The organism is Thiopseudomonas acetoxidans, from assembly GCF_030362935.1.
In the GTDB taxonomy this organism is placed as follows: Bacteria; Pseudomonadota; Gammaproteobacteria; order Pseudomonadales; family Pseudomonadaceae; genus Thiopseudomonas; species Thiopseudomonas acetoxidans.
This window is the reverse complement of record NZ_JAUCDY010000002.1, coordinates 151,877-173,599: the sequence shown is the minus strand read 5'-3', so window position 1 is coordinate 173,599 and position 21,723 is coordinate 151,877. Positions and strand designations below refer to the sequence as shown.

Annotated in this window: 17 protein-coding genes and 1 pseudogene; 10 read left to right on the top strand and 8 right to left on the bottom strand. The window is 48.3% G+C overall.

Annotated features, from left to right (window positions below; all coding sequences use genetic code 11):
- The first annotated feature begins 19 nt into the window (after positions 1-19).
- The 6 genes from rng (at position 20) to QEZ41_RS02825 (ending at position 9,695) form a co-directional block, all read left to right on the top strand.
- On the top strand, positions 20-1,477 hold the full coding sequence (gene rng / locus QEZ41_RS02850) for a ribonuclease G (protein WP_289409873.1): 1,458 nt from the start codon (positions 20-22) through the stop codon (positions 1,475-1,477).
- A 9-nt stretch (positions 1,478-1,486) separates the two neighbouring features.
- The gene (locus QEZ41_RS02845; RefSeq protein ID WP_289409872.1) at positions 1,487-5,302 is read left to right on the top strand and encodes a YhdP family protein; all 3,816 of its coding nucleotides are present in this window, start codon (positions 1,487-1,489) and stop codon (positions 5,300-5,302) included.
- Entirely contained in the window at positions 5,302-5,817 is a 516-nt protein-coding gene (tadA, locus tag QEZ41_RS02840) for a tRNA adenosine(34) deaminase TadA (RefSeq protein ID WP_289409871.1), read from the top strand. Before QEZ41_RS02845 ends, tadA begins: the two co-directional genes overlap by 1 nt.
- Before the next feature lie 93 nt (positions 5,818-5,910).
- A complete protein-coding gene (gene pilB / locus QEZ41_RS02835; RefSeq protein ID WP_289409870.1) occupies positions 5,911-7,605 on the top strand; it encodes a type IV-A pilus assembly ATPase PilB in 1,695 nt (564 codons plus the stop codon).
- Positions 7,606-8,823, top strand: coding sequence for a type II secretion system F family protein (locus QEZ41_RS02830; protein WP_289409946.1), 1,218 nt, complete (start codon positions 7,606-7,608; stop codon positions 8,821-8,823).
- Entirely contained in the window at positions 8,823-9,695 is an 873-nt protein-coding gene (locus tag QEZ41_RS02825; RefSeq protein WP_289409869.1) for a prepilin peptidase, read from the top strand. The genes QEZ41_RS02830 and QEZ41_RS02825 overlap by 1 nt, the downstream gene beginning before the upstream one ends.
- Positions 9,696-9,721: 26 nt before the next feature.
- On the opposite strand, the gene mnmC is transcribed toward QEZ41_RS02825, so the two are convergent.
- From mnmC to smpB, 5 genes are all read right to left on the bottom strand, one after another.
- Entirely contained in the window at positions 9,722-11,725 is a 2,004-nt protein-coding gene (mnmC, locus tag QEZ41_RS02820) for a bifunctional tRNA (5-methylaminomethyl-2-thiouridine)(34)-methyltransferase MnmC2/FAD-dependent 5-carboxymethylaminomethyl-2-thiouridine(34) oxidoreductase MnmC1 (protein ID WP_289409868.1), read from the bottom strand.
- Positions 11,726-11,753: 28 nt separating this feature from the next.
- Entirely contained in the window at positions 11,754-12,359 is a 606-nt protein-coding gene (locus QEZ41_RS02815; protein ID WP_289409867.1) for a class I SAM-dependent methyltransferase, read from the bottom strand.
- Positions 12,360-12,371: 12 nt separating this feature from the next.
- Entirely contained in the window at positions 12,372-14,930 is a 2,559-nt protein-coding gene (gene mutS / locus QEZ41_RS02810) for a DNA mismatch repair protein MutS (RefSeq protein ID WP_289409866.1), read from the bottom strand.
- A gap of 118 nt (positions 14,931-15,048) precedes the next feature.
- Positions 15,049-15,264 (bottom strand): hypothetical protein, encoded by a 216-nt coding sequence (locus QEZ41_RS02805; protein WP_289409865.1) that lies wholly within the window; start codon positions 15,262-15,264, stop codon positions 15,049-15,051.
- A 23-nt stretch (positions 15,265-15,287) separates the two neighbouring features.
- The gene (gene smpB / locus QEZ41_RS02800; RefSeq protein ID WP_289409864.1) at positions 15,288-15,767 is read right to left on the bottom strand and encodes an SsrA-binding protein SmpB; all 480 of its coding nucleotides are present in this window, start codon (positions 15,765-15,767) and stop codon (positions 15,288-15,290) included.
- A gap of 138 nt (positions 15,768-15,905) precedes the next feature.
- Here smpB and QEZ41_RS02795 point away from each other — a divergent pair, with 138 nt between their 5' ends.
- On the top strand, positions 15,906-16,340 hold the full coding sequence (locus QEZ41_RS02795) for a type II toxin-antitoxin system RatA family toxin (RefSeq protein WP_289409863.1): 435 nt from the start codon (positions 15,906-15,908) through the stop codon (positions 16,338-16,340).
- A complete protein-coding gene (locus tag QEZ41_RS02790) occupies positions 16,333-16,641 on the top strand; it encodes an RnfH family protein (protein WP_289409862.1) in 309 nt (102 codons plus the stop codon). The genes QEZ41_RS02795 and QEZ41_RS02790 overlap by 8 nt, the downstream gene beginning before the upstream one ends.
- Before the next feature lie 20 nt (positions 16,642-16,661).
- On the opposite strand, the pseudogene QEZ41_RS02785 reads toward QEZ41_RS02790, so the two are convergent.
- Positions 16,662-17,012, bottom strand: a pseudogene (locus QEZ41_RS02785) (outer membrane protein assembly factor BamE); the annotation flags it as partial.
- A 188-nt stretch (positions 17,013-17,200) separates the two neighbouring features.
- Between QEZ41_RS02785 and fur the strand changes: the two are divergent.
- Entirely contained in the window at positions 17,201-17,602 is a 402-nt protein-coding gene (gene fur / locus QEZ41_RS02780) for a ferric iron uptake transcriptional regulator (protein WP_289409861.1), read from the top strand.
- A gap of 238 nt (positions 17,603-17,840) precedes the next feature.
- Here the strand turns inward: fur and aceK are convergent, their stop codons facing one another.
- Together aceK and cysK are read right to left on the bottom strand one after the other, a co-directional pair.
- Entirely contained in the window at positions 17,841-19,580 is a 1,740-nt protein-coding gene (gene aceK, locus QEZ41_RS02775; protein WP_289409860.1) for a bifunctional isocitrate dehydrogenase kinase/phosphatase, read from the bottom strand.
- 125 nt (positions 19,581-19,705) lie between these two features.
- The gene (cysK, locus tag QEZ41_RS02770) at positions 19,706-20,680 is read right to left on the bottom strand and encodes a cysteine synthase A (protein ID WP_289409859.1); all 975 of its coding nucleotides are present in this window, start codon (positions 20,678-20,680) and stop codon (positions 19,706-19,708) included.
- A gap of 197 nt (positions 20,681-20,877) precedes the next feature.
- Here cysK and QEZ41_RS02765 point away from each other — a divergent pair, with 197 nt between their 5' ends.
- Entirely contained in the window at positions 20,878-21,723 is an 846-nt protein-coding gene (locus QEZ41_RS02765) for an AAA family ATPase (RefSeq protein ID WP_289409858.1), read from the top strand.

Genomic DNA, 21,723 nt, shown 5'->3' with positions numbered 1-21,723 from the left:
CTCGGCAAAGAGAAGTAATATGAGTGAAGAGATTTTAATCAATATCACCCCCATGGAATCTCGCGTAGCTATACTTGAAAATGGTGTGCTGCAAGAGGTGCATATTGAACGCACTCAGCGCCGAGGCATTGTCGGTAATATTTACAAAGGCAAGGTGGTGCGCGTTTTACCAGGCATGCAAGCTGCCTTTGTTGAGATAGGTTTAGAGCGCGCTGCTTTTTTGCCCTTGGATGAAGTGCGTGCGGCTTCTGAACAAGGCGTAGAAAGCATTAGTGCTGTTTTGCAAGAAGGACAGCTTATCGTCGTACAGGTGACAAAAGACCCTATAGGCAGCAAAGGCGCGCGCCTAACCACTTATCTGTCTTTACCCTCGCGTTACTTGGTATATATGCCAGGTAGTGAGCATGTGGGCGTGTCTTTAAAAATTGAAGATGAAGGTGAGCGTGAGCGATTAAAAGAGCTGGTTTGCCAATGCATTGAGAATGAGCCACATAAACAACAGGGTGGTTTTATTGTTCGTACTGCCGCTGAATCTGTAGGTACGGAAGGGATGTTGGCGGATATTCGTTACTTACACCGGTTGTGGGGGCAAGTGGTAGAGCGTATTAATAATTGTTCATCGGCATGCTTGATTTATGAGGATTTGGCTTTACCAATGCGTGCGTTGCGAGACTTTGTCTGTGAGGGTACGGAGAAAGTTCGCGTGGACTCGCGCGAAACAATGCAAAAAGCGTTACGCTTTGTGAGTGAGCTGATGCCCGAGTTGAGTGAGCGCATAGAGCACTATCCGGGTGAGCGGCCGATTTTTGATTTATACAATATTGAAGATGAAATTCAGCATGCTTTGCAGCCCAAAGTGCCGCTGAAGTCAGGTGGTTATCTGGTTATAGAGCTCACTGAATCTATGACCACTATTGATGTAAACACAGGAGCTTTTGTTGGGCATCGAACTTTAGAAGAAACTATTTTCAAAACCAACCTAGAAGCTGCCATAGCCATTGCAAGGCAGTTACGTCTGCGTAACTTGGGCGGTATTATTATTATCGACTTTATTGATATGGATGATGAGGAGCATCGTCGACAAGTGTTGCGTACCTTAGAGCGTCAACTAGAACGTGATCATGCTAAAACCCATATTGTGGGTATTTCAGAATTAGGCTTGGTACAGATGACGCGCAAACGCACGCGCGAAAGCTTATCGCAAATCCTCTGCGCGCCTTGTCCAACCTGCAGTGGGCGTGGTGAATTACGTACCGCCGAAACAGTATGTTATGAAATTTTTCGTGAAATTTTGCGTGAAGCGCGCACCTATCAAGCTCAAGGCTATATGGTATTGGCGAGTCAGAGTGTTGTGGACAGGTTGCTGGATGAAGAAGCAGGCAATTTGGCCGACTTGGAAATATTTATAGAACGCCCTATTAAGTTTCAGGTTGAAAGCATGTATTCGCAGGAACAGTATGATGTGGTTTTGCTTTAAGGACGCACCGTGAATCTGTTGCAAAAAACGCTTAAGCTCAATCTTAGGTTGAGCTATTGGCTGGTTTTTGTTTTGTTACTGCTTACGGCGGTATATGTCAGCTTTGGACGTTTTTTCTCTCCCCTATTGACTGAACATAAAGCGGATGTAGAGCAGTTTCTTAGTCAGCAGTTACAACAGCCTGTGCGTTTGGGCAGTATCGAAGGGGGTTGGTCAGGCTTTTCACCAGTGGTGCGCGCTGGCGATGTTTCCATAGGGCAAGGCAATCAAACTCTGGATGTGCAGCGGCTTTATTTCCAGCCTGATATTGTTAAAAGTCTGCTGACTCGGCAATGGCAGCTAGCCGCAATAACTATTGAAGGGTTGCAGCTGAAGTTAGAGCAAGACGAGCAAGGCAACTGGTTGCTGGTCGGTATGGCATTAGCGCAACAGGAGCAAGCTGAGTCAGATATAAATTTTGATAAGGTTTTTCAACAGTTTCAAAGAATCAATAGATTAAACATCAGTGATGCTCAACTGCAGGTGCAGCCGTACGAGGCCGATGTTTTTTTTCTTGCCAACGCCCATATTAGCTTACAAAGCCAAGCCGGTCGGCAGCGTTTGCAAGCGCGCTTAATCCTGCCCGATGAGCAAGCCCTTGAGCTGAGTGTGCAAAGCACAGGACTGGTTTCTGATTGGCGTGTAGCCAATGCAGATGTCTATCTAAGCATGCCTGATAGTGACTGGCTGGAATGGGTACCCAGCAGCTGGTTGCCCGTTGCGGTTTCAAGTTTTAAGTTGGCTGGGCAGTTTTGGCTGCAAATCGAACAGGGTGTATTAACGCAAGCCAATATTGAAGTACAGCAGGCGCAGTTGGCAGCCCACTATCAGGAACAGGATGTTTTTCTACAGCTAGGAGCGGTGGTTGGGTATTTGTTAGGTGATACACAACAGCGCACGCTTTGGTTTGAACAGCTACCCGTTGGTTTGAGTCAAGAAGGACCGTTATTTGATTGGCCGTTACAGATTAACCAACAGCTGGTGCCAGAAAGCCCTTGGGGCATTATTGAGTTGCGAGCGCAGCAATTGGATGTGCAACCAATAGTGGACTTTGTACTGACGCAGCTTGATTCTCCAGTGGCGCATGATGTGCTGAGTACTTTGGCAATCCAGGGTCAATTGCAGAACACCTATGTACGCTGGCAGGCAGATGCCGCTTGGGCACAACGCCTGAAATTCGATACCAATCTGGCGCAAATTGAGTTTTCCCCTTGGCAGAGTGTGCCCGGAGCGACTGGAGTATCGGGGCGACTCTTCGGTGACTTGCAGCAAGGCGAATTGCATCTGGATAGTGATGGGTTTAGCCTTAATTTAGCCGAGTTTTTCGCTCAACCTTGGCCGTATCATGCGGCTAATGCTCGACTTACCTGGGCTTTTGATGAAGATGGGTTCTGGTTGACCAGTCCTTATTTGCGGGTGCGCGGTGATGAAGGCGATATTGCAGGTGATTTTGTTATACGTTTGTTAAACGACCCAAATGCAGAGGATTACATGGATTTGCGCGTGGGTATGCGTGACGGAGATGCACGCTATACCGAGCGTTACTTGCCTAGAATACTGCAGCAGCAACAGCCTGAATTACAGCAATGGCTAGTACAGGCGATACGGCAAGGAAAAGTTAACCAAGGTTATTTTCAGTATCAAGGCTCTATCAGTCGTGGTGCACCTAAGCATGCGCGTTCCATCACTTTGTTTTTTGATGTGCAAGAGGCTGAGCTGGATTATCAAAGCAACTGGCCGGAGCTTACCGAGGGTCGTGCGCAGGTGTTTATCCATGATTGGGGTGTACAGGTCGAGTTAGATAAAGGCAAGGTGCTAAACAGCGCTATTAGCCAAGCTCATGCTGAGGTTGTGTATGCGTCGACAGGCGAGGTTACAGTGCTTGAGCTTGAGGCTGAGTTGACGAGCAGCGTGGCCGACGGGCTGTATTTGGTTCAGCGCACACCCATCGCTGAACAAGCCGAGGCGTTAAAGGATTGGCGAGGCAACGGAACAGTGCCGGCGCGTTTTAAATTAAAACTACCCTTTGCTAAGCAAAGTGCTCAAGCGCAGGTCAGTTTGCAGTTGCAAAATGCCAGTTTACATATGCCTAGTTTGGATGTGCAGTTAGAACAGCTGAATGGCGAAGTCCAGTTCGATACCGAACAAGGCGTGACGGCTAAACAGCTGAATGGGCTTTTTTTGCAGCAACCGTTTAGTGCCAGTATTGCTGCTAAACAACTGGGTTCAAGTCGAATAACTCAGGTGCAAGCGCGGGGGAATATGCCAGTACAGCCGTTACAAAAATGGCTTGGACAACAACAAGAATTGCCGTGGCAGGGCTCTTTTGATTACCAGGTTTTTATCACATTGGATGAACAAGACAGTCAGCTGGTGGTTGAAAGCGACTTACAGGGTTTAAGCCTGACATTGCCACAACCACTAACAAAAAGAGCCGAACAAAAAATCCCTACAACTTGGCATATGACGTTAGTGGGTCGTGAGCGCCATTATTGGTTACGCCACGGACAGCGTTTTAACTTTTTTGCCGCACAGAACTCTGAATCCAAACAACTACGTGCTGAGCTGAGTTTGGGTGATCAGGCAGCACGCTTACCCGTAGAGTCAGGGCTGGTGGTGCGAGGTCGCTTGCAAGAGCTTGCGATTATGCAATGGCTGGCATTAGCCGAGCGCTATGCAGGTAAAAAAACTAGCATGCAGCAAGGTTTGGGCGGGCTGAGAGAAATTCAGCTTGATGCTCAGGTTGTTACGGGCTTAGTTATTCCTATTGAGCGTGCAAAAATAAAGTATAGTGCTGGGAAAACGGATCAAGCTTGGCAGGCAGAAATAACCAGTCAACAGGTTACGGGAAAATTGCAACAGAGTTCGCCGCAACAGCCTTTGCAAGTTAATATCGACACTCTACACTTGCCCGCTTTTGCTGAGCAAACGCTGGACTCCTTTGGGCAACAAATAGAGCGCGCGCCGACTGCGATACCAGCCATGCAAATTAAAATTGCCAACCTCTACATGGATGGGCAACGGTTGGGACGCTGGGAACTCAGTACAATGCCAAGAGAGCATGGCGTTGTCTTTAAAGATCTTAATCTCGAACTTAAAGGTCTGAATATTGCGGGAGAGCTAAGCTGGCAACAGGCGAGTAAGCAAAATAATACAGATTTTACTGGGCAGCTAACAGGTGGAAACATTGCGCACGTGATGCAAGCTTGGGACTTTTCACCCTCAATGACCAGCGAGAGCTTTAAGGTTGATCTGGATGTTCAATGGCCAGCCAGTCCGCTAGAAGCCACATTCACCAGTATGGTGGGGAATTCACGCTTGAGCTTTCGTAAGGGGCAACTCAACACTCAGGATACCGGTAGTAAAGCGTTGCGTGTATTTGGTTTGTTGAATTTTGACACAGTGGGACGCCGGCTTAAGTTGGATTTTTCTGACTTGCTGGGTAAAGGTCTAGCCTATGATAGTTTTAAAGGTAATCTGGCTATTCAACAGGGCATCTATAAAACAACAGAGCCTTTTGTATTGAAGGGAGTGTCCAGCGAAATTGATTTTGAAGGTCAGCTCGATATGAATGCAGGACTGGTGGATGCGAACTTACTGGTGGCGATGCCGATTACCAGCAACCTGCCTTTGGCGGCTGTATTAGTGGGAGCGCCGGCGGTAGGTGGGGCTTTGTTTATTATGGAACGCTTGGTGGGCGATCGTCTTGATCGCATGGCGGCGGTACGTTATCAAGTTAAAGGGGACTGGTTAAACCCCGATGTCTCATTGATGGATAAAAAATAATGGAACTCCCCGATCGTATTGACCAGCGTAGTCAGGATGAGTTTTTTATGCGCCAAGCACTGCTGCTTGCCGAACAGGGAGCAGCTATGGGAGAGGTGCCAGTAGGTGCGGTGTTGGTGTATCAGGGTGAGATAGTGGGACGGGGCTTTAATCAGCCAATTATGACGCATGATCCTAGTGCACATGCGGAAATGCAGGCGATTCGACAAGCTGCGGTTAATATAAATAACTATCGCCTACCTAACACAACACTTTATGTTACTTTGGAACCTTGCAGTATGTGTGCGGGTTTGCTGGTGCACGCGCGCATAGCACGCTTGGTTTACGCTACAACTGAGCCACGTGCTGGGGCAATTGAAAGTCGCACGCAATTTTTAGAAAACCGTTATTTAAATCACCATGTTCAGGTGGAGGGTGGGCTGATGGCAGAAGAGTCGGCGCGCCTGCTTAGAGATTTTTTTAGAGCGCGACGTAAACATAACGTCAGCAGAGATTTAATTGATTCGCGGCAATGATTTCGCTAGAACTGTGCGCAAAGTTTGGCAGCTAGTGAGGTTGTGGGCTATAACTACGCGAATACTAGCCTATAGGATTTTGAGTGCAATTGCATGAGTACAACAGTTAATTTAGTCGGCTTGGCACGCTCGATTGTGCAAGCCGAAATACTGGACGAGAAAAAGGTACAAGAAGCCGTAATACAAGCGCGGCAAAATAAAATACCCTTGGTAACTTGGCTGGTACAGAACAAGCTCGCACAAGCACGCGTGTTGATGGAATTGGCTGCCGAGCAGTTTGGTGTCGCTTATTTAGATTTAAATGCAATTAATCCAGAAGTTTTTCCTAAGGAATTAGTTGCAGAACGCTTGGTGCGCCAACATCGAGTGTTACCTTTGTTTAAGCGAGGCAATAAACTCTATGTGGCTGTTTCTGATCCGGGCAACCAGCAACCCATAACGGATGTGCAGTTCAGTACTGGCATGACCGTTGAGGCTTTGCTGGTAGAGGATGACAAGTTAGGTCAGATGATCGACCGCGTCTATGATTCACCCAGCTCAAGTTTAGAGGGCTTGGATGATGTGGAGCTGGATGGGCTGGAAGTTGCTTCTGGCGATGAAGAAACGGCCCACGTTGCCGATGCGGCTGATGAAGCGCCTGTCGTAAGGTTTGTGAATAAAATGCTGCTTGATGCGATTAAAGGCGGGTCGTCAGACTTACACTTTGAACCTTATGAGAAATCTTACCGTGTTCGCTTTCGTACCGATGGGGTACTGCACGAGATAACACGTCCACCCATTCAGTTGCGCGATCGAATTTCAGCACGTTTAAAAGTGATGGCGGGGTTGGATATTTCTGAGCGTCGCAGGCCGCAAGATGGTCGCATAAAGCTTAAAGTATCTGCCAATAAATCCATTGATTTCCGTGTTAATACCCTGCCTACCCTGTGGGGCGAGAAAATAGTTATGCGGATTTTGGATGCCAGCAGTGCGCAAATGGGTATTGATGCTTTAGGTTACGATGATGACCAGAAACAGCTGTATCTTGAGGCGCTATCGCAGCCCCAGGGTATGATTTTGGTCACCGGCCCAACGGGGTCAGGTAAAACCGTTTCGCTGTATACCGGTTTGAACATTCTTAATACCGACACAGTTAATATTTCAACAGCCGAAGATCCCGTTGAGATTAACCTTGAAGGCATTAACCAAGTTAACGTGAACCCTAAGCAGGGTATGGACTTTGCTCAGGCGCTGCGTGCTTTTCTGCGTCAGGATCCGGATATCATCATGGTGGGTGAGATTCGAGACTTGGAAACAGCAGAAATTGCAATCAAGGCTGCCCAAACCGGTCACATGGTGATGTCAACACTGCACACCAACAGTGCCGCAGAAACCTTAACACGCATGCGTAATATGGGGGTTGCAGCCTTTAACCTAGCCACCTCAGTCAACCTGATTATCGCTCAGCGCTTAGCACGTCGCTTGTGCAAATGTAAAAAAGAGATTGCCGTACCCAATGATGTGCTGCTCAAAGAAGGTTTTACCCCAGAGCAAGTGGGTACATTCAAAGTGTATGGACCTGCAGGTTGTGAAAATTGCAACAAAGGTTATAAGGGCAGAGTTGGAATCTATGAAGTAGTTAAAGTCACGCCAAAGCTACAAAGCATTATCATGGATGAAGGCAACGCCATCGAAATTGACGAGCAAATGCGTAAAGATGGTTTTAATGATTTGCGGACTTCCGGACTAAGCAAAGTAATGCAAGGTGTAACCAGCTTAGAAGAAGTAAACCGTGTGACTAAGGACTAAATCATGGCAAAAGCACCCAAGACAACTATTTTTGTGTGGGAAGGTACCACGCGTCAGGGAACTAAAATATCGGGACAGATGGCTGAGCAAGATGCTTCGTTGGTAAAAGCGCAGTTACGCAAACAAGGCATCAACCCGCTCAAAGTGCGTAAACAAGGTATCCAGCTTTTTAGCAGCGGTAAACGCATTAAACCTATGGATATAGCTATCTTCACTCGACAGTTAGCAACAATGATGAAGTCTGGTGTGCCGTTATTACAGTCTTTCGATATTATTATTGATGGCTTGGACAGCGCCAATATGACGAAGCTGGTGCAGTCTATTAAAGCGGATGTAGGCTCAGGTAATAGTTTGGCTTCTGCGCTACGCAAACACCCGCAGTATTTTGATGATCTGTACTGCAACTTAGTGGACTCCGGTGAGCAATCAGGTGCGCTAGAAACGCTGCTGGATCGCGTTGCTACCTATAAAGAAAAAACTGAAGCTCTGAAAGCTAAGATCAAAAAAGCGATGAACTATCCGATTGCGGTGGTTTTAGTGGCAGTGATAGTTTCGGCCATTTTGTTGATAAAGGTAGTACCTCAATTCCAGGAGGTGTTCGCTAACTTTGGTGCTGAATTACCTGCTTTTACGCTGTTTGTAATTGGTATTTCTGAGGCGTTACAGGAGCACGGGCTTATTGTGCTGGCGGCTATCGTTGGTGCGGCTCTCCTGTTCCGGCACGCCTTGGTGAAATCAGAAAAACTACGTAACTCCGTGGATCGCGCTTTGCTTAAGACGCCGGTTGTGGGCGATATAATTTATAAGGCTGCAGTAGCGCGTTTTGGTCGTACCTTAGCCACCACGTTCTCAGCGGGTGTGCCCTTGGTTGATGCGCTGGACTCAGTGGCTGGAGCTACAGGCAACGTGGTCTTTAAAAACGCTGTAGGGAAAATTAAGACAGAGGTAACCAGCGGTACTCAGCTCAATATTGCCATGCGCTCTACTGAGGTTTTCCCGTCAATGGCGCTGCAAATGACTGCAATTGGTGAGGAGTCTGGTGCCTTGGATGAAATGCTAGACAAAGTGGCTACTCACTATGAGGCTGAGGTGGATAACGCTGTTGATGGTCTGACGGCTCTGATGGAGCCGATGATTATGGCTGTGTTGGGTGTTTTGGTGGGTGGTTTGATTATTGCCATGTACCTGCCAATCTTCCAGTTGGGTGCAGTTGTTTAATGGAATTAATTGAGTTCTTTCAGGTTAGCCCATTGGCATGGATGGCAGTTTGTTTGGTGCTCGGCCTGCTGGTAGGTAGTTTTCTTAATGTGCTGGTGTATCGATTGCCGATTATGCTGGAGCGTAGTTGGCAGGCACAGGCGCGCGAGGTATTAGAGTTGCCAGAACAAAAGGCAGCTGATGTCTTCAATCTTATACAGCCCAACTCATGCTGCCCGAAGTGCTCAAGCCCTATCAGGGCGTGGCAAAATGTGCCGCTGCTGAGTTGGTTAGCCTTGGGTGGACGTTGCCACAGCTGCAAACAACCTATTAGCAAGCGCTATCCGTTAGTGGAATTGGCCAGCGGCTTGTTGGCTATGGTTATTGCTTGGCAGTTTGGTTTTAGCTGGCTGGCTGCGGCTATGCTTCTACTGACCTGGGGATTGCTAGCGCTAAGCTTAATTGATGCAGACCACCAGCTTTTACCTGACATTCTAGTGTTGCCATTGTTGTGGATGGGTTTGCTACTTAATAGTTCTGATTCAGGGTTGGTATCTTTAACAGATGCGCTCTATGGAGCAGTATTTGGTTACTTGAGTCTATGGGCGGTGTTTTGGTTGTTTAAGCTGGTTACTGGCAAGGAAGGCATGGGCTATGGTGACTTTAAGTTGCTGGCTATGCTGGGTGCTTGGGCTGGCTGGCAAATTTTGCCTTTAACTATTTTGCTGTCGTCTTTGGTTGGGGCGGTTTTGGGCATTATTATTTTGCGTCTACAACGCCAAGGCATGGCGCAACCATTACCCTTTGGACCTTATCTTGCTATTGCCGGCTGGATAGCCATTATCTGGGGTGAACAAATCACTCAAGCCTATCTGCAGTTTGCTGGATTTTAGAGAGTTCGTTAGCGGGTTTTCTTTGCTTATGGAGCCTCGTTCGTGTGCTGAACAAGAGGCTTGTTGCGCATCAGGTTTCTAATCGCGAAACGGTTTGGGTGGCAAGCCTCAGCCAAGTGCAAGGGAACTATCTGTGCGTCATTATTAATCCAAGCAGCCAACATTTCTCCCGCTAATGGCGCAGTAACCATACCACGTGAGCCGTGGGCAGTATTCACATACAAACCGGGATAGTATGGGCAGCTCGCGCTTGGCGTAGCACGTGCGTTTTTGCGTAGTTTGTTGTAACGCAGCTCTAACTGCTGCATATCAGCTACAGGGCCTATGATAGGCATGTAGTCAGGGCTGGTGCAGCGTAGTGCGGCATGACCACTCAGGTGCTCGGGGTTAAGCTGTGCAGCGTTAAGTTGGTGATACAGCTGCGGGCTAAGATCTTTTAGTCTGTGTAAATTGCGCTGCTGGTCTCGGCTGTTGAGTCGAGTATCCGTGCGCTGAAAATCAAAACTTGCACCTAGGCAATGTTGGTTTTCGTGTTGTGGGGCGATATAGCCCTCGGCACTAAGAACTGTCTTCAGCGCACGACTCGCTTGAGTTGCCGGTACAGAGGTGACTTGGCCGTGAATAGGCTTTATTGACAGTGACGCTGTTTGGCTAAAGTCTTTAGCCGCATTGGCATTGGCGATAATCACCACTGGCGCTTGTGTAATGCAGCCGTTCTCACTTTGTATGTGCCATTGCTGGTGCTGATAGTTGAGGCACGTAACCTGTTTCTCGGTCAGCAGTTTAATATTTTCATGCTTGATTAATAACCGACATAACTCAGCCGGCTGTAACCAGCCTGATTCAGGGTAAAACAAGCCACCCATGGTCAGCGTTACCCCCGCCAGTTCGCTGGCCTGTTGCGCGGTGAGAGGTTGCAGAAGCTCAGGATTAAAGGCTGCTGACAACTGCTGCTGGCGCTGCAGTTCTTTGACGTTATAGGCTAGTTGCAGCACCCCGCAGCCAGCAAAGTAAGGGTTGTCTGGCCATTGGCTTAACAGCCGTCTGCTGTAACCAAAACCGGCCAAGATAAGTTGTGATAAATTTGTATGGTGTGCAGACAGCTTTAAATACAGTACGCCCTGTGGATTGCCAGAGGCTTCTAGGGCAATATGTGGATTGCGTTCAATTAGTGTTACACGCCAGCCGCGGATGGCAAGGCTGTAGGCGCTAGCGCAACCGCTGATGCCGGCGCCAATAATCACGGCATGTTTTTCCGCGTTGCTGGGTTGCGTGGGGCGGGCAAACCATGGGGCTGCCCAACTGGCTGTGTGTGAACCGCTAAATACTCCGCTGAGCATTTCTCTTTTATGACCAAAGCCAGGATGACGCTGCATGTTAAAGCCTGCAGCCTGTAAGCCGCGACGTACAAACCCGGCACTGGTAAAGGTAGCCAGCGTGGTTTGCGGTTTCGCCAGTCGAGCAAGTTGGCTAAATAACGCATCGCTCCACATGTCAGGGTTTTTACTCGGCGCGAAGCCATCTAAAAACCAAGCGTCAACCTTAGCATCCAGCTGACTTAGTTGTTCGCTGGCTTCGCCTATGAGCAGCGTTAAGCAAACACGGCCTTGTTGGAAAATAAAATGCTGGTAACCGGGCTGGATAACTAAGTATTGTTGTAACAGCTGTGCGCTGAGCGGTTCAAGCTCAGGCCAGAGCGCTAGTGCGAGTTGTAAGTCGGCGGCGTGTAACGGGTATTTTTCAACACTAATAAAATGCAGTCGTGCCTGTTCTGGTGCTTGTTGTAAAAAAAGTTGCCAGCAGGTGAGAAAGTTTAGCCCCGTACCAAAACCGGTTTCGGCCACGACAAAGGGCGTGCTGTTGTCTAGCTGCTGAAAACGTTCGGTGAGCTGGTTGTGTTGGATAAATACATAACGGCTTTCATCTAAACCCGACTGCTTGGAAAAATAAACGTCAGCAAACTCAGCCGATAAAGGTTGACCCTGCTCGTTCCAATCAATGTGTGCGTGTTGTAGCTGCGTGGTTGTCATATGAAATTGCCGAGTGGTAGTCCGTCCGTTAGCGCGCTGTGCCCAGCAATAAAAATAACGGATAGCTTTGCCCCGTTCTTTTTTCAATAGAGAAAATATGTTGCAGTTTGAGCTGGTGAAATCCTACTTGTTCAGCTTGTTGCATGAGTACATCTGGCTCAAAACCCAAATGTTTCACGCCCTTGGCGTCATTGTCGCCGTGAAAGCTGCCATCTTCAGCATAGAGATCAATGAGCGCCAGTTGACCGCCCGAGACGAGCGCTTGCCGCATGCAGTGTAATAAACGCTGGGTTTCTGCGACGTGATGTAGCGCCATGCTGCTGATAATGCCGTCATAGTGTTGGTCTAACCCGCTAAAAATATCCTGATTTAAGATGGTGATATTGGCAACCTGTTTTGCGGCTAAGCGTTCGAGCATTGCCGCAGAGGTGTCCAGCGCGGTGACTTGGGCTACGTGCTGGGCTAAAGGTACGCTGAGCACTCCAGTGCCAGCACCAAAATCGAGCCAGTGTTGTTTAGGGTCGAGAGCGAGCAGCGGCCAGATTTTTTCTGCCATTGCGCTCAGCTGCTGTGAAGTGGGTGAGCGATCAAAACGCTCTGCAGCTTGGGTAAAGTGCTCTGAAGTAGTGCTCATAAATTTTGCCTATTATACTTTTTCTTTCCACTGATAAAGCAGGTCAAGTGCCTGCTTGGCGGTTAGCTCATCGGGCTTAAGTTCTCGTAGTGCATCAAGCAAAGGATGCGCCGCACTAGCAAAAAGATCGCTTTGCAGGGGGATGCTAGGTTGCGGTTGCTGCGCTTGGTTTTGCCAGCTTTGTTGTTCCAACTGAGCTAGGAGTTCGCGTGCGCGCACAATAACAGTATCGGGAACGCCAGCTAACTGTGCGACTGCTAAGCCATAGCTTTGGTTAGCCGGCCCCGGCTGCACCTGATGTAAAAATACAATGCGCTCCCTGTGCTCAGTGGCGCTAAGGTGCACGTTAGCAACAGTGTGCAGTTGCTCGGGCAAGCTGGTTAATTCAAAGTAGTGGGTGGCAAAAAGTGTCCAAGCGCGCAGTTGCGCCAGTTGCTCAGCGGCTGCCCACGCCAGTGATAGACCATCAAAGGTGCTGGTGCCGCGACCTACCTCATCCATCAAGACTAAGCTGTGCTGGCTAGCATTATGCAAAATATTAGCGGTTTCGCTCATTTCCACCATAAAGGTGGATCGTCCACCGGCGAGATCATCGCTGGAGCCAATACGCGTAAAGATGCGATCCACTAATGACAACTGGCACTGGCCGGCGGGAACAAAGCTGCCGACATGAGCCAGCAGTACAATCAGCGCGGTTTGACGCATATAGGTCGATTTACCGCCCATATTCGGACCGGTAATGATCAGCATGCGCGTGTCGTTGTCTAGTGCTACATCGTTGGCCACAAAAGGCGTAGTTAAGACGTGTTCAACTACCAGGTGGCGGCCTTGTTGGATGTTTAGTTGCGCCTGCGCGCTAAACTGTGGGCGCTGCAGATCCAGACTGAGAGCGCGTTCGGCCAGATTACATAGCACATCTAACTCTGCCAGAGCGCTGGCGCTGAGTTGTAGTGGACCTAACTGAGTAATTAATACTTCGATAAGCTCATCATAGAGCTGTTTTTCCAGCGTTAAGGCACGGCTTTTAGCGGACAAGGCTTTGTCTTCAAATTCTTTTAATTCGGCGGTAATAAAACGCTCAGCCCCTTTTAGGGTTTGTCGACGGATATAGTCTATCGGCGCTTGCTCAGCTTGCCTGCTTGGTAATTCAATGTAATAGCCATGCACACGGTTATAGCCCACTTTGAGATTGGCTAGTCCAGTGCGCTCTTTTTCGCGAATTTCCATATCGAGTAAAAACTGCGCGGCATTCTCATTCAGTGACAACAGCTCGTCTAGTTCAGCATGGTAACCGCGCTTGAGTACGCCACCGTCACGAATTACCACCGGTGGATTATCGACTATGGCGCTTTGTAGTGTGGCGGATAGCTCAGGATACTGACTGATGTCATCAGCCAGCACGGCTAAGCGGCCCTCGGTAAACTCGCTGAGAGAATCCTGTAAGGCGGGTAGGGCATTGAGTGCATCGCGTAAGCGTGCTAAGTCTCTGGGGCGCGCACTACGTAGGGCAACACGCGCCAAAATACGCTCAATATCGCCAATGTGTTTGAGCTGTGGTTGGATTTTCTCGAACTGGTAATTCGTTAACAGATGCGCAATAGCATCATGGCGTTGCTCAATGGTGGCTTGGCGACGTAACGGGCGGTGCAGCCAGCGGGTTAATAGGCGAGTACCCATAGTGGTTTGGCAGTGATCCAGCACAGACAGTAGGGTGTTGTCGCGCCCACCTGTGAGGTTCTTGTCCAGCTCAAGGTTGCGACGCGTGGCGGCATCTAAAATAACCGTATCGCTGAGTTGTTCGTGTTCCAGCGTGCGAATATGTGGCAATGCAGTGCGCTGTGTATCTTTAGCGTAATTGAGTAAACAGCCGGCAGCGCCAATCGCGAGCGTCAGATTTTCACAGCCAAAACCGCGCAAATCTTGGGTGGAAAACTGCTGGCACAGACTTTTATGGCCGCTGTCTTGGGCAAACTCCCAAATGGGGCGCTGTTGGGTGGTACGTTGTTTGCCGAGCAGGGTTTGATGCGGCCAATCTTCTGGGATTAATAACTCAGCTGGATTAAAGCGCTCCAGTTCAGCAAGTAAGCTTTGTAAATCGTGAAGCTCTTGCACTTGAAAGCGGCCACTGCTGATATCCAAAATAGCCAAGCCAAACAACTCTTCTTCGCCAACCAGAGCAGCAATCAAACTGTCTTGGTGCTCATCCAGTAGTGCTTCATCGCTAATGGTGCCGGGTGTAAGAATACGCACTACTTGACGCTCTACAGGACCTTTGCTGGTGGCAGGGTCGCCCACTTGCTCGCAAATCACTACAGATTCACCCAGTTTGACCAGTTTAGCCAGATAGCCCTCAACCGCATGGTAAGGAATGCCCGCCATGGGTACGGCTTGCCCTGCTGATTGACCGCGACTGGTTAGGGTAATGTCGAGCAGGCGTGCAGCTTTTTTGGCGTCATCGTAGAAAAGCTCGTAGAAATCGCCCATGCGGTAAAACATAATTTGTTCGGGATGCTGGTTTTTCAGCGCCCAGTATTGCTTCATCATGGGGGTGTGTTCTGCGGCTTTACTCATTGAGTTGATGACTCCTAAGAAATGGGGCAGTGGTATGTTTGGACTAGTTAGGCGAGAGATGCTTGGCGATGCAAAAGTAGTACTTTACAGCAAAATAACCGAGCAAGTATGCGGGTGGTTACGTTTCCGTTGCGTTAGAGTTGCACGTTTGATTCGGTGGTGTTGCTTTGGTTGTTTTGGTTGTTTGGCGTAACTTGGCTAGCTCAGCATGCTTGCGTAAATCACAAGCCGCCAGCTGCTCACTGCGTAGCTGACGAACTGTTTCTAGGGGATTGGTATTGTGGTCTTCTGCTTGCATAAAATAAGCAGCATAGCGCTCTTCATCGTTAGGCATGCTGTAGGCCTCTTGGTTTAAGGCTATTTATTTTTGCTGCGTAGGGCGCGTTGCATTTCGCGGTCTGAGTCACGCTCTTTAAGTACGTGGCGTTTGTCGAAGTCTTTTTTACCTTTAGCTAAAGCGATTTCGCATTTAACCAGGTGCTTTTTCCAGTACAAAGCAAGTGCCACACAGGTATAGCCCTGACGCTGTACGCCAGCAAAGAGCTTTTCCAGTTCGCGGCGGTGCAGCAGCAGTTTGCGCGTACGGGTGGGATCAGCGACTACGTGTGTGCTGACGCTCTGCAGTGGGCTGACATGACAACCCATCAACCAAGCTTCGCCATCTTTTAACAGTACGTAGCTGTCCACCAGTTGAGCTTTGCCTTCGCGCAGGCTTTTAACTTCCCAACCGGTTAATGCAACGCCGGCTTCGAAGCGTTGTTCGATAAAATAATCGTGCAGCGCCTTTTTATTCAGCGCAATCGTGCCTTTGGTGTTTTGTTTTTTCTGTTTAGCCATAGTGGTCGCATTATAGAGAGAAGTTTGGCTTTAGGCGAGAGGCAAGTCGTTCAGTGGGACATAATTGCATCTGCCGGGTTAATGGCGGTCTGTGTATAATAGCCGGCACATTCACTGATATATTCTCTAAGAGTTGCTATGAGTATCAAAATTCAACGCTCAGCTATTTTGCCTTATTCTGCCGAGGCGCTGTATCGGATGGTTAATGATGTAGAGCGTTATCCAGAGTTTTTGCCTTGGTGCAGCAAAACACAGCTCATCTCTGCTGATGAATATTCCATGCGAGCAGCGCTAACGGCATCAAAGCTAGGCATCTCGCATACCTTCATCACCCAGAATGTATTAGCGCCCAATGAAAAAATAGAAATTAATCTGGTTGAAGGGCCGTTTAAACATTTGCATGGTGTGTGGCAGTTTAAGCAGCTGGCGGAAAATGCCTGTAAAATGAATTTGGATTTAGAGTTTGATTATTCAGGTGCTTTGGTAAAAGCCACGTTGGGCCCGTTATTTACCCAAGCTGCTAATACGATGGTTGGTGCGTTTTGTGATAGAGCGAAACAACTTTATGGATAAAACGATGATTAATATTGAAGTGGCTTACGCACTAGCTGGCAAGCAAAAAATCAACAGCCTGCGTGTGCCTCAGGGCACTACAGTACGACAGGCAGCATTGCAGTCTGGTTTAGACAGGATTTTTCCGGACTTGGATTTAGCCAATAGCCCCTTGGGTATTTTTTCCAAAGGCATAGCTAAGCCAGATGAGTATGAGCTAAAAAACGGCGATAGGGTTGAAATCTATCGCCCGCTGTTGGCTGATCCTAAAGAGGCGCGTAAAAAACGCGCCGAGAAGGCTGCACAAGCAAAAGAGAGTTAATCTTCTTCTGGGTGTTCTTGTCCAAGAATTTCTTGGTCTTTACTGATGCCAGGTTGGAAGTCACCTGTTAACCCAGTGAGCTGATCCTGTTCGTCAAAAAACAAACTAATACGCTCTTGGTGGCGATTCTCCCCGCCGGGCTGGATGCTGTATAAGTAATCCCAACGCTGTGGTGAAAAAGTATCTGTTATCAAAGGGGTACCCATGATGAAGCGCACTTGGCGGGTTGTCATGCCGGGCCGCAGCTGGTCAACCATGTCTTGGGTAATGATATTGCCCTGCTGAATATCCAGTTTGTATACTCCGGGAACTGAACAACCGACAGTTAGCACGCTGCTAAGGCATAAACTTAATAAGACTTTCTTGTGCATTGGCAAATGACTTCCACTTGTTGGTTAAGGCAATGTATGTTTGAGCTCTCAAGCCTGATGCGTGTTGCTGACAAAACGATTAAAAACTCATCTTAATTGTTTGTTTGCGTAACTTGCGTGCCAGAGGTTTCTTAAATCATACCTGTATTATAGACTGATGAGAAACAGCATGAGTGAGAATTCGAATTATGTCTGAAAATGTTGAACTACGTAAGGCTGGATTAAAAGTAACCTTGCCCCGTGTAAAAATTATGCAGATTTTAGAGGCTGCAGACCCCCGTCATATGAGTGCAGAGGATGTGTATAAAACCCTAATGGACGCTGGTGAGGATGTGGGTTTGGCGACGGTTTATCGTGTGCTAACGCAATTTGAAAGCGCTGGATTAGTGATACGGCATAATTTTGATGGTGGTCACGCGGTGTTTGAGCTTGATGATGGTGAGCACCATGATCATATTGTTTGTCTTGACTCCGGCGAAGTGTTTGAGTTTTTTGATCAAAAAATAGAAAAGCGCCAAAAAGAAATTGTTGCTGAAATGGGCTATGAGTTAGTTGACCATAGCTTAGTGCTGTACGTGCGCAAAAAATAACGCACTCTTGCTGGAGCGCAACTTTTCGCGATTGGATTTGTAGCCTTTGTGGGAGCGCAACTTTTGCGCGAATGTTACTAGCCGGCGGCGCTTGAGTTGGGTTTATAACTCGTATCGCGCATAAGATGCGCTCCCACAGTAAAACGGTCTGAAGCACCGCCGTTCTTGCGCAGTGGCGCAGCTCTTGTTAGAGCGCAACTTTTCGCGATTTTTAGTAAACTTTATGCTACATAACTCTTTAGGTTGTGTAGGTGTATGACGGTGTTTTTTTGCGTTTATAGGGAAACACGTCTATGACCTTACCTTCAAGAATAGCGTCTTGCAGGCTTTGCCAGTAGCTGGCTTTAAATAGATCGCCGTGGATTGCGGTAAAAATCTTGCGGTGTTCGCGGTCGGTGAACAAGAAGGTCGGGAATTCTTCCGGAAATACATCATTGGGTGCGACTGAATACCAAGGCTCCGCTGACATCTCATCTTCTGGATAGCGCGGTTCTGGAATGGTGCGGAAATTCACTTCGGTTAGATAGCTGATTTCATCATAATCATAAAATACCACTCGCCCATGACGGGTCACGCCAAAGTTTTTCAGCAGCATATCGCCGGGGAAAATATTGGCCGCAGCGAGTTGTTTTATCGCCCAGCCATAATCCTCTAGCGCATCATGAATTTGCTGCTCGCTTGTAGCGTTATCTAAATAAATATTAAGCGGCGTCATGCGTCGCTCGGTCCAACAGTGTCGCACTAGAACCTCGTCACCCTGCACTTCGATGGTGGCGGGAGCAACCTCTAGTAACTCTTGCAAGCACTCAGGCTCGAATTTACTCACTGGAAAGCGTAAGTCAGAAAATTCCTGCGTATCCGCCATGCGTCCGACGCGGTCTGCGTATTTAACCAAGCGATAGCGGTCAATGACTGTAGCGCGGTCAACAGTTTTTGAAGGTGAAAAGCGATCCTTAATAGCTTTAAATACAATATTAAAACCGGGTAGCGTAAACACCGTCATAACCATGCCACGAATGCCGGGAGCCATCATAAAGCGATCTTCAGTGGTTTCTAGATGTTCCATTAGTGAGCGGTAAAACTCGGTTTTGCCTTGTTTGTAAAAACCGATTGAGGTGTACAGTTCCCACAGTTGTTTGCGCGGCAGTATTTTCTGTAAAAAGCTAATAAATTCAGCAGGATAAGCCACGCGTACCATAAAGTAAGAGCGCGTAAAAGAGAAGATAATCGACACTTCGGCTTCATCGGTGATTGCGGCATCAAAGCGCACGCCTTCGCCTTCGATGTTGAGCAAGGGAAATACCAGCGGCCATTGTTCATCTTGAGTGAAAATACGTCCGAGGATATAGGCACCTTTGTTGCGATACAGGCGCGAGCTGTAGAGCTCAAAAGTAAGATCTGGATCTTTGCACACCCAGTCGGGTAGTGATTGCCTTAGTTGATATTCCAAGCGCTCTAGATCAGCCTGGGTATCGGCATAGGGGATGTCAAACGCGTAGTCTTCGATGAGCTGTTTGAGCATGGCGCGCAGGTCACCATTGGGGCGGTATTGGCGAATTTGCATAGGGGTTTCGCTGCTGACGCGTTCTTTGCGCGTTGTTTGCACAAACATACAGGCATTGCAGATTTTGTCGTGACTAAACAAACTGTTGAAAATCGAGTTAAACCAGGTTTCTGATAGCTCGTCATCAAGGCGCAGATCAATCTGGCCCATGTAAGATTTTTTAATTTCTGGCCAGCAGTCAATATCCAGTAATGTCTGCTCACCATAAATGTTAACTAAGTCTTTACGGGTGTCGAGAATGTGTTCTTTATAGATTTGGATGCGGCGCGCTGAGGCGTGCTGGATTTCCTGCCACATGGCCTGCTCAAAGTGATAGCGCCCCATGTTGGTAATCTTGCGAAATTCATCACGGTAGGTATCAAAGCCATTCAAGATATGGCGTGCGATGGCTACTGCAGAACACTTGACCGTCATACATTCAATCCTCAGTCGTTAGCATAAATGAGTACAACATTACATCTTTTGCACAACTAAGGAAACAGAGTAGCAATCTAGGGGTAAGCCAGAGTCTCACCCTTAGATTACTTATATCTGCAGGTTTACTGGGTGAGCTCTTGCTCGGTAAACAAACCATCAAACAGCATGCTGGATAAGTAACGCTCGCCTGAGTCGGGAATGATGACGACAATGGTTTTACCCTGCATTTGTGGTTTTTCGGCAAGGCGTAGGGCGGCTGCCATAGCTGCACCGCTGGAAATGCCGCACAGGATACCTTCTTCGCGCATCAGCCGTAGTGCAACCTGTTTGGCTTCTTCATCATCGATTTTTTCAACCTGATCCACCAAGCTTAAATCTAGGTTGCCCGGAATAAAGCCTGCGCCTAAGCCCTGAATTTTATGCGGTGCCGGTGTTAATGCTTCGCCTGCTTTGGCCTGACTGATGACGGGTGAGCCAGTAGGTTCTACCGCAACGGAGATAATGGGTTTGCCGCATTGGTTTTTGATATAACGCGATACCCCAGTAATGGTGCCGCCCGTACCCACACCGCTGACCAGCACATCAATACGACCATTGGTATCGCGCCAAATTTCAGGGCCGGTGGTTTTTTCGTGGATATCAGGGTTGGCTGGGTTTTCAAACTGTTGCAGTAAAATATGGGTTTGCGGGTTTTGGTCGACAATTTCCTGTGCTTTCTCGATCGCGCCTTTCATGCCCTTGGCGGGTTCTGTCAGAACAATTTCTGCGCCTAAGGCTTTAAGTATTTTACGGCGCTCAAGGCTCATCGATGAGGGCATAGTTAAAATCAAGCGGTAGCCTTTGGCCGCCGCAACAAAGGCTAAACCTATACCCGTATTGCCGGAAGTAGGTTCGACCATGGTGGTGCCGGATTTAAGCGCACCGCTTTCTTCGGCTGCCTGCACCATCGCAGCGCCAATGCGGCATTTTACTGAGCCGGCAGGGTTGCGTGATTCTATTTTTGCCAAAATGGTGACGCCCTTGGGTCCCATACGATTAATGCGTACCAGCGGTGTGTTGCCGATGCTTTGTGCGTTATCCAAATAAATATTACCCATGGTGTAAGCCTCTTTAAAATGTGTCGACTGTCTAGCCGCTTGCTTCCTTGAGCCGGTGCTTGTTTGTAATAAGACAGGTGATTATCGGTTTTTGCTATTCGCATAGTTCTCTATAAACTACTGTTTTCTGCAGAGTATAGCTATAAGCACTATGGTCCTGCAGCGACTAAAAAAGCATAACCATATAAGGTGTTTTTATGAAGTTTGCTGGTACAGATTCTTACGTTGCTACTGAAGATTTAAAAATAGCCGTCAATGCGGCCGTGACTTTGCAGCGCCCGCTGCTGGTAAAAGGGGAACCGGGCACGGGCAAGACTTTGCTTGCCGAAGAGGTCGCCCACGCCTTTAACGCCAAACTGATTACCTGGCACATTAAATCCACCACCAAAGCCCAGCAAGGCCTGTACGAGTACGATGCGGTCAGCCGTTTGCGCGACTCGCAACTTAATTCTGAGCGGGTGCATGATGTGCGTAACTACATTAATAAGGGCAAGCTCTGGGAGGCTTTTGAAGCCGAGGAGCGGGTGATTCTACTGATTGATGAAATCGACAAGGCTGATATCGAGTTCCCTAACGACCTGCTGCAAGAGCTGGATAAGATGGAGTTTTACGTCTACGAGACGGACGAAACCATCAAGGCGAAGCACCGCCCGATTATTATCATTACCTCTAACAACGAAAAAGAATTACCGGATGCTTTTTTGCGCCGTTGTTTCTTTCACTATATCGCCTTCCCTGAGCGTGAAACCCTGCAGCAAATCGTAGATGTGCACTACCCGGGGATTTGTCAGGCGTTGGTGAGTCAAGCCTTAGAAGTGTTCTTTGGCATTCGCCAAGCGCCCGGTTTAAAGAAAAAGCCCTCGACTAGCGAGCTGGTGGACTGGTTAAAGTTGTTAATGGCTGATGGTATCAGCGCCGAAACACTGCGTGAGCGTGATGCTAATAAAGCCATTGCGCCGTTGCTGGGCGCGCTGGTGAAAAACGAGCAGGATGTGATGCTGCTTGAGCGCTTGGCCTTTATGGGTCGGCAGGGTCACCGCTAA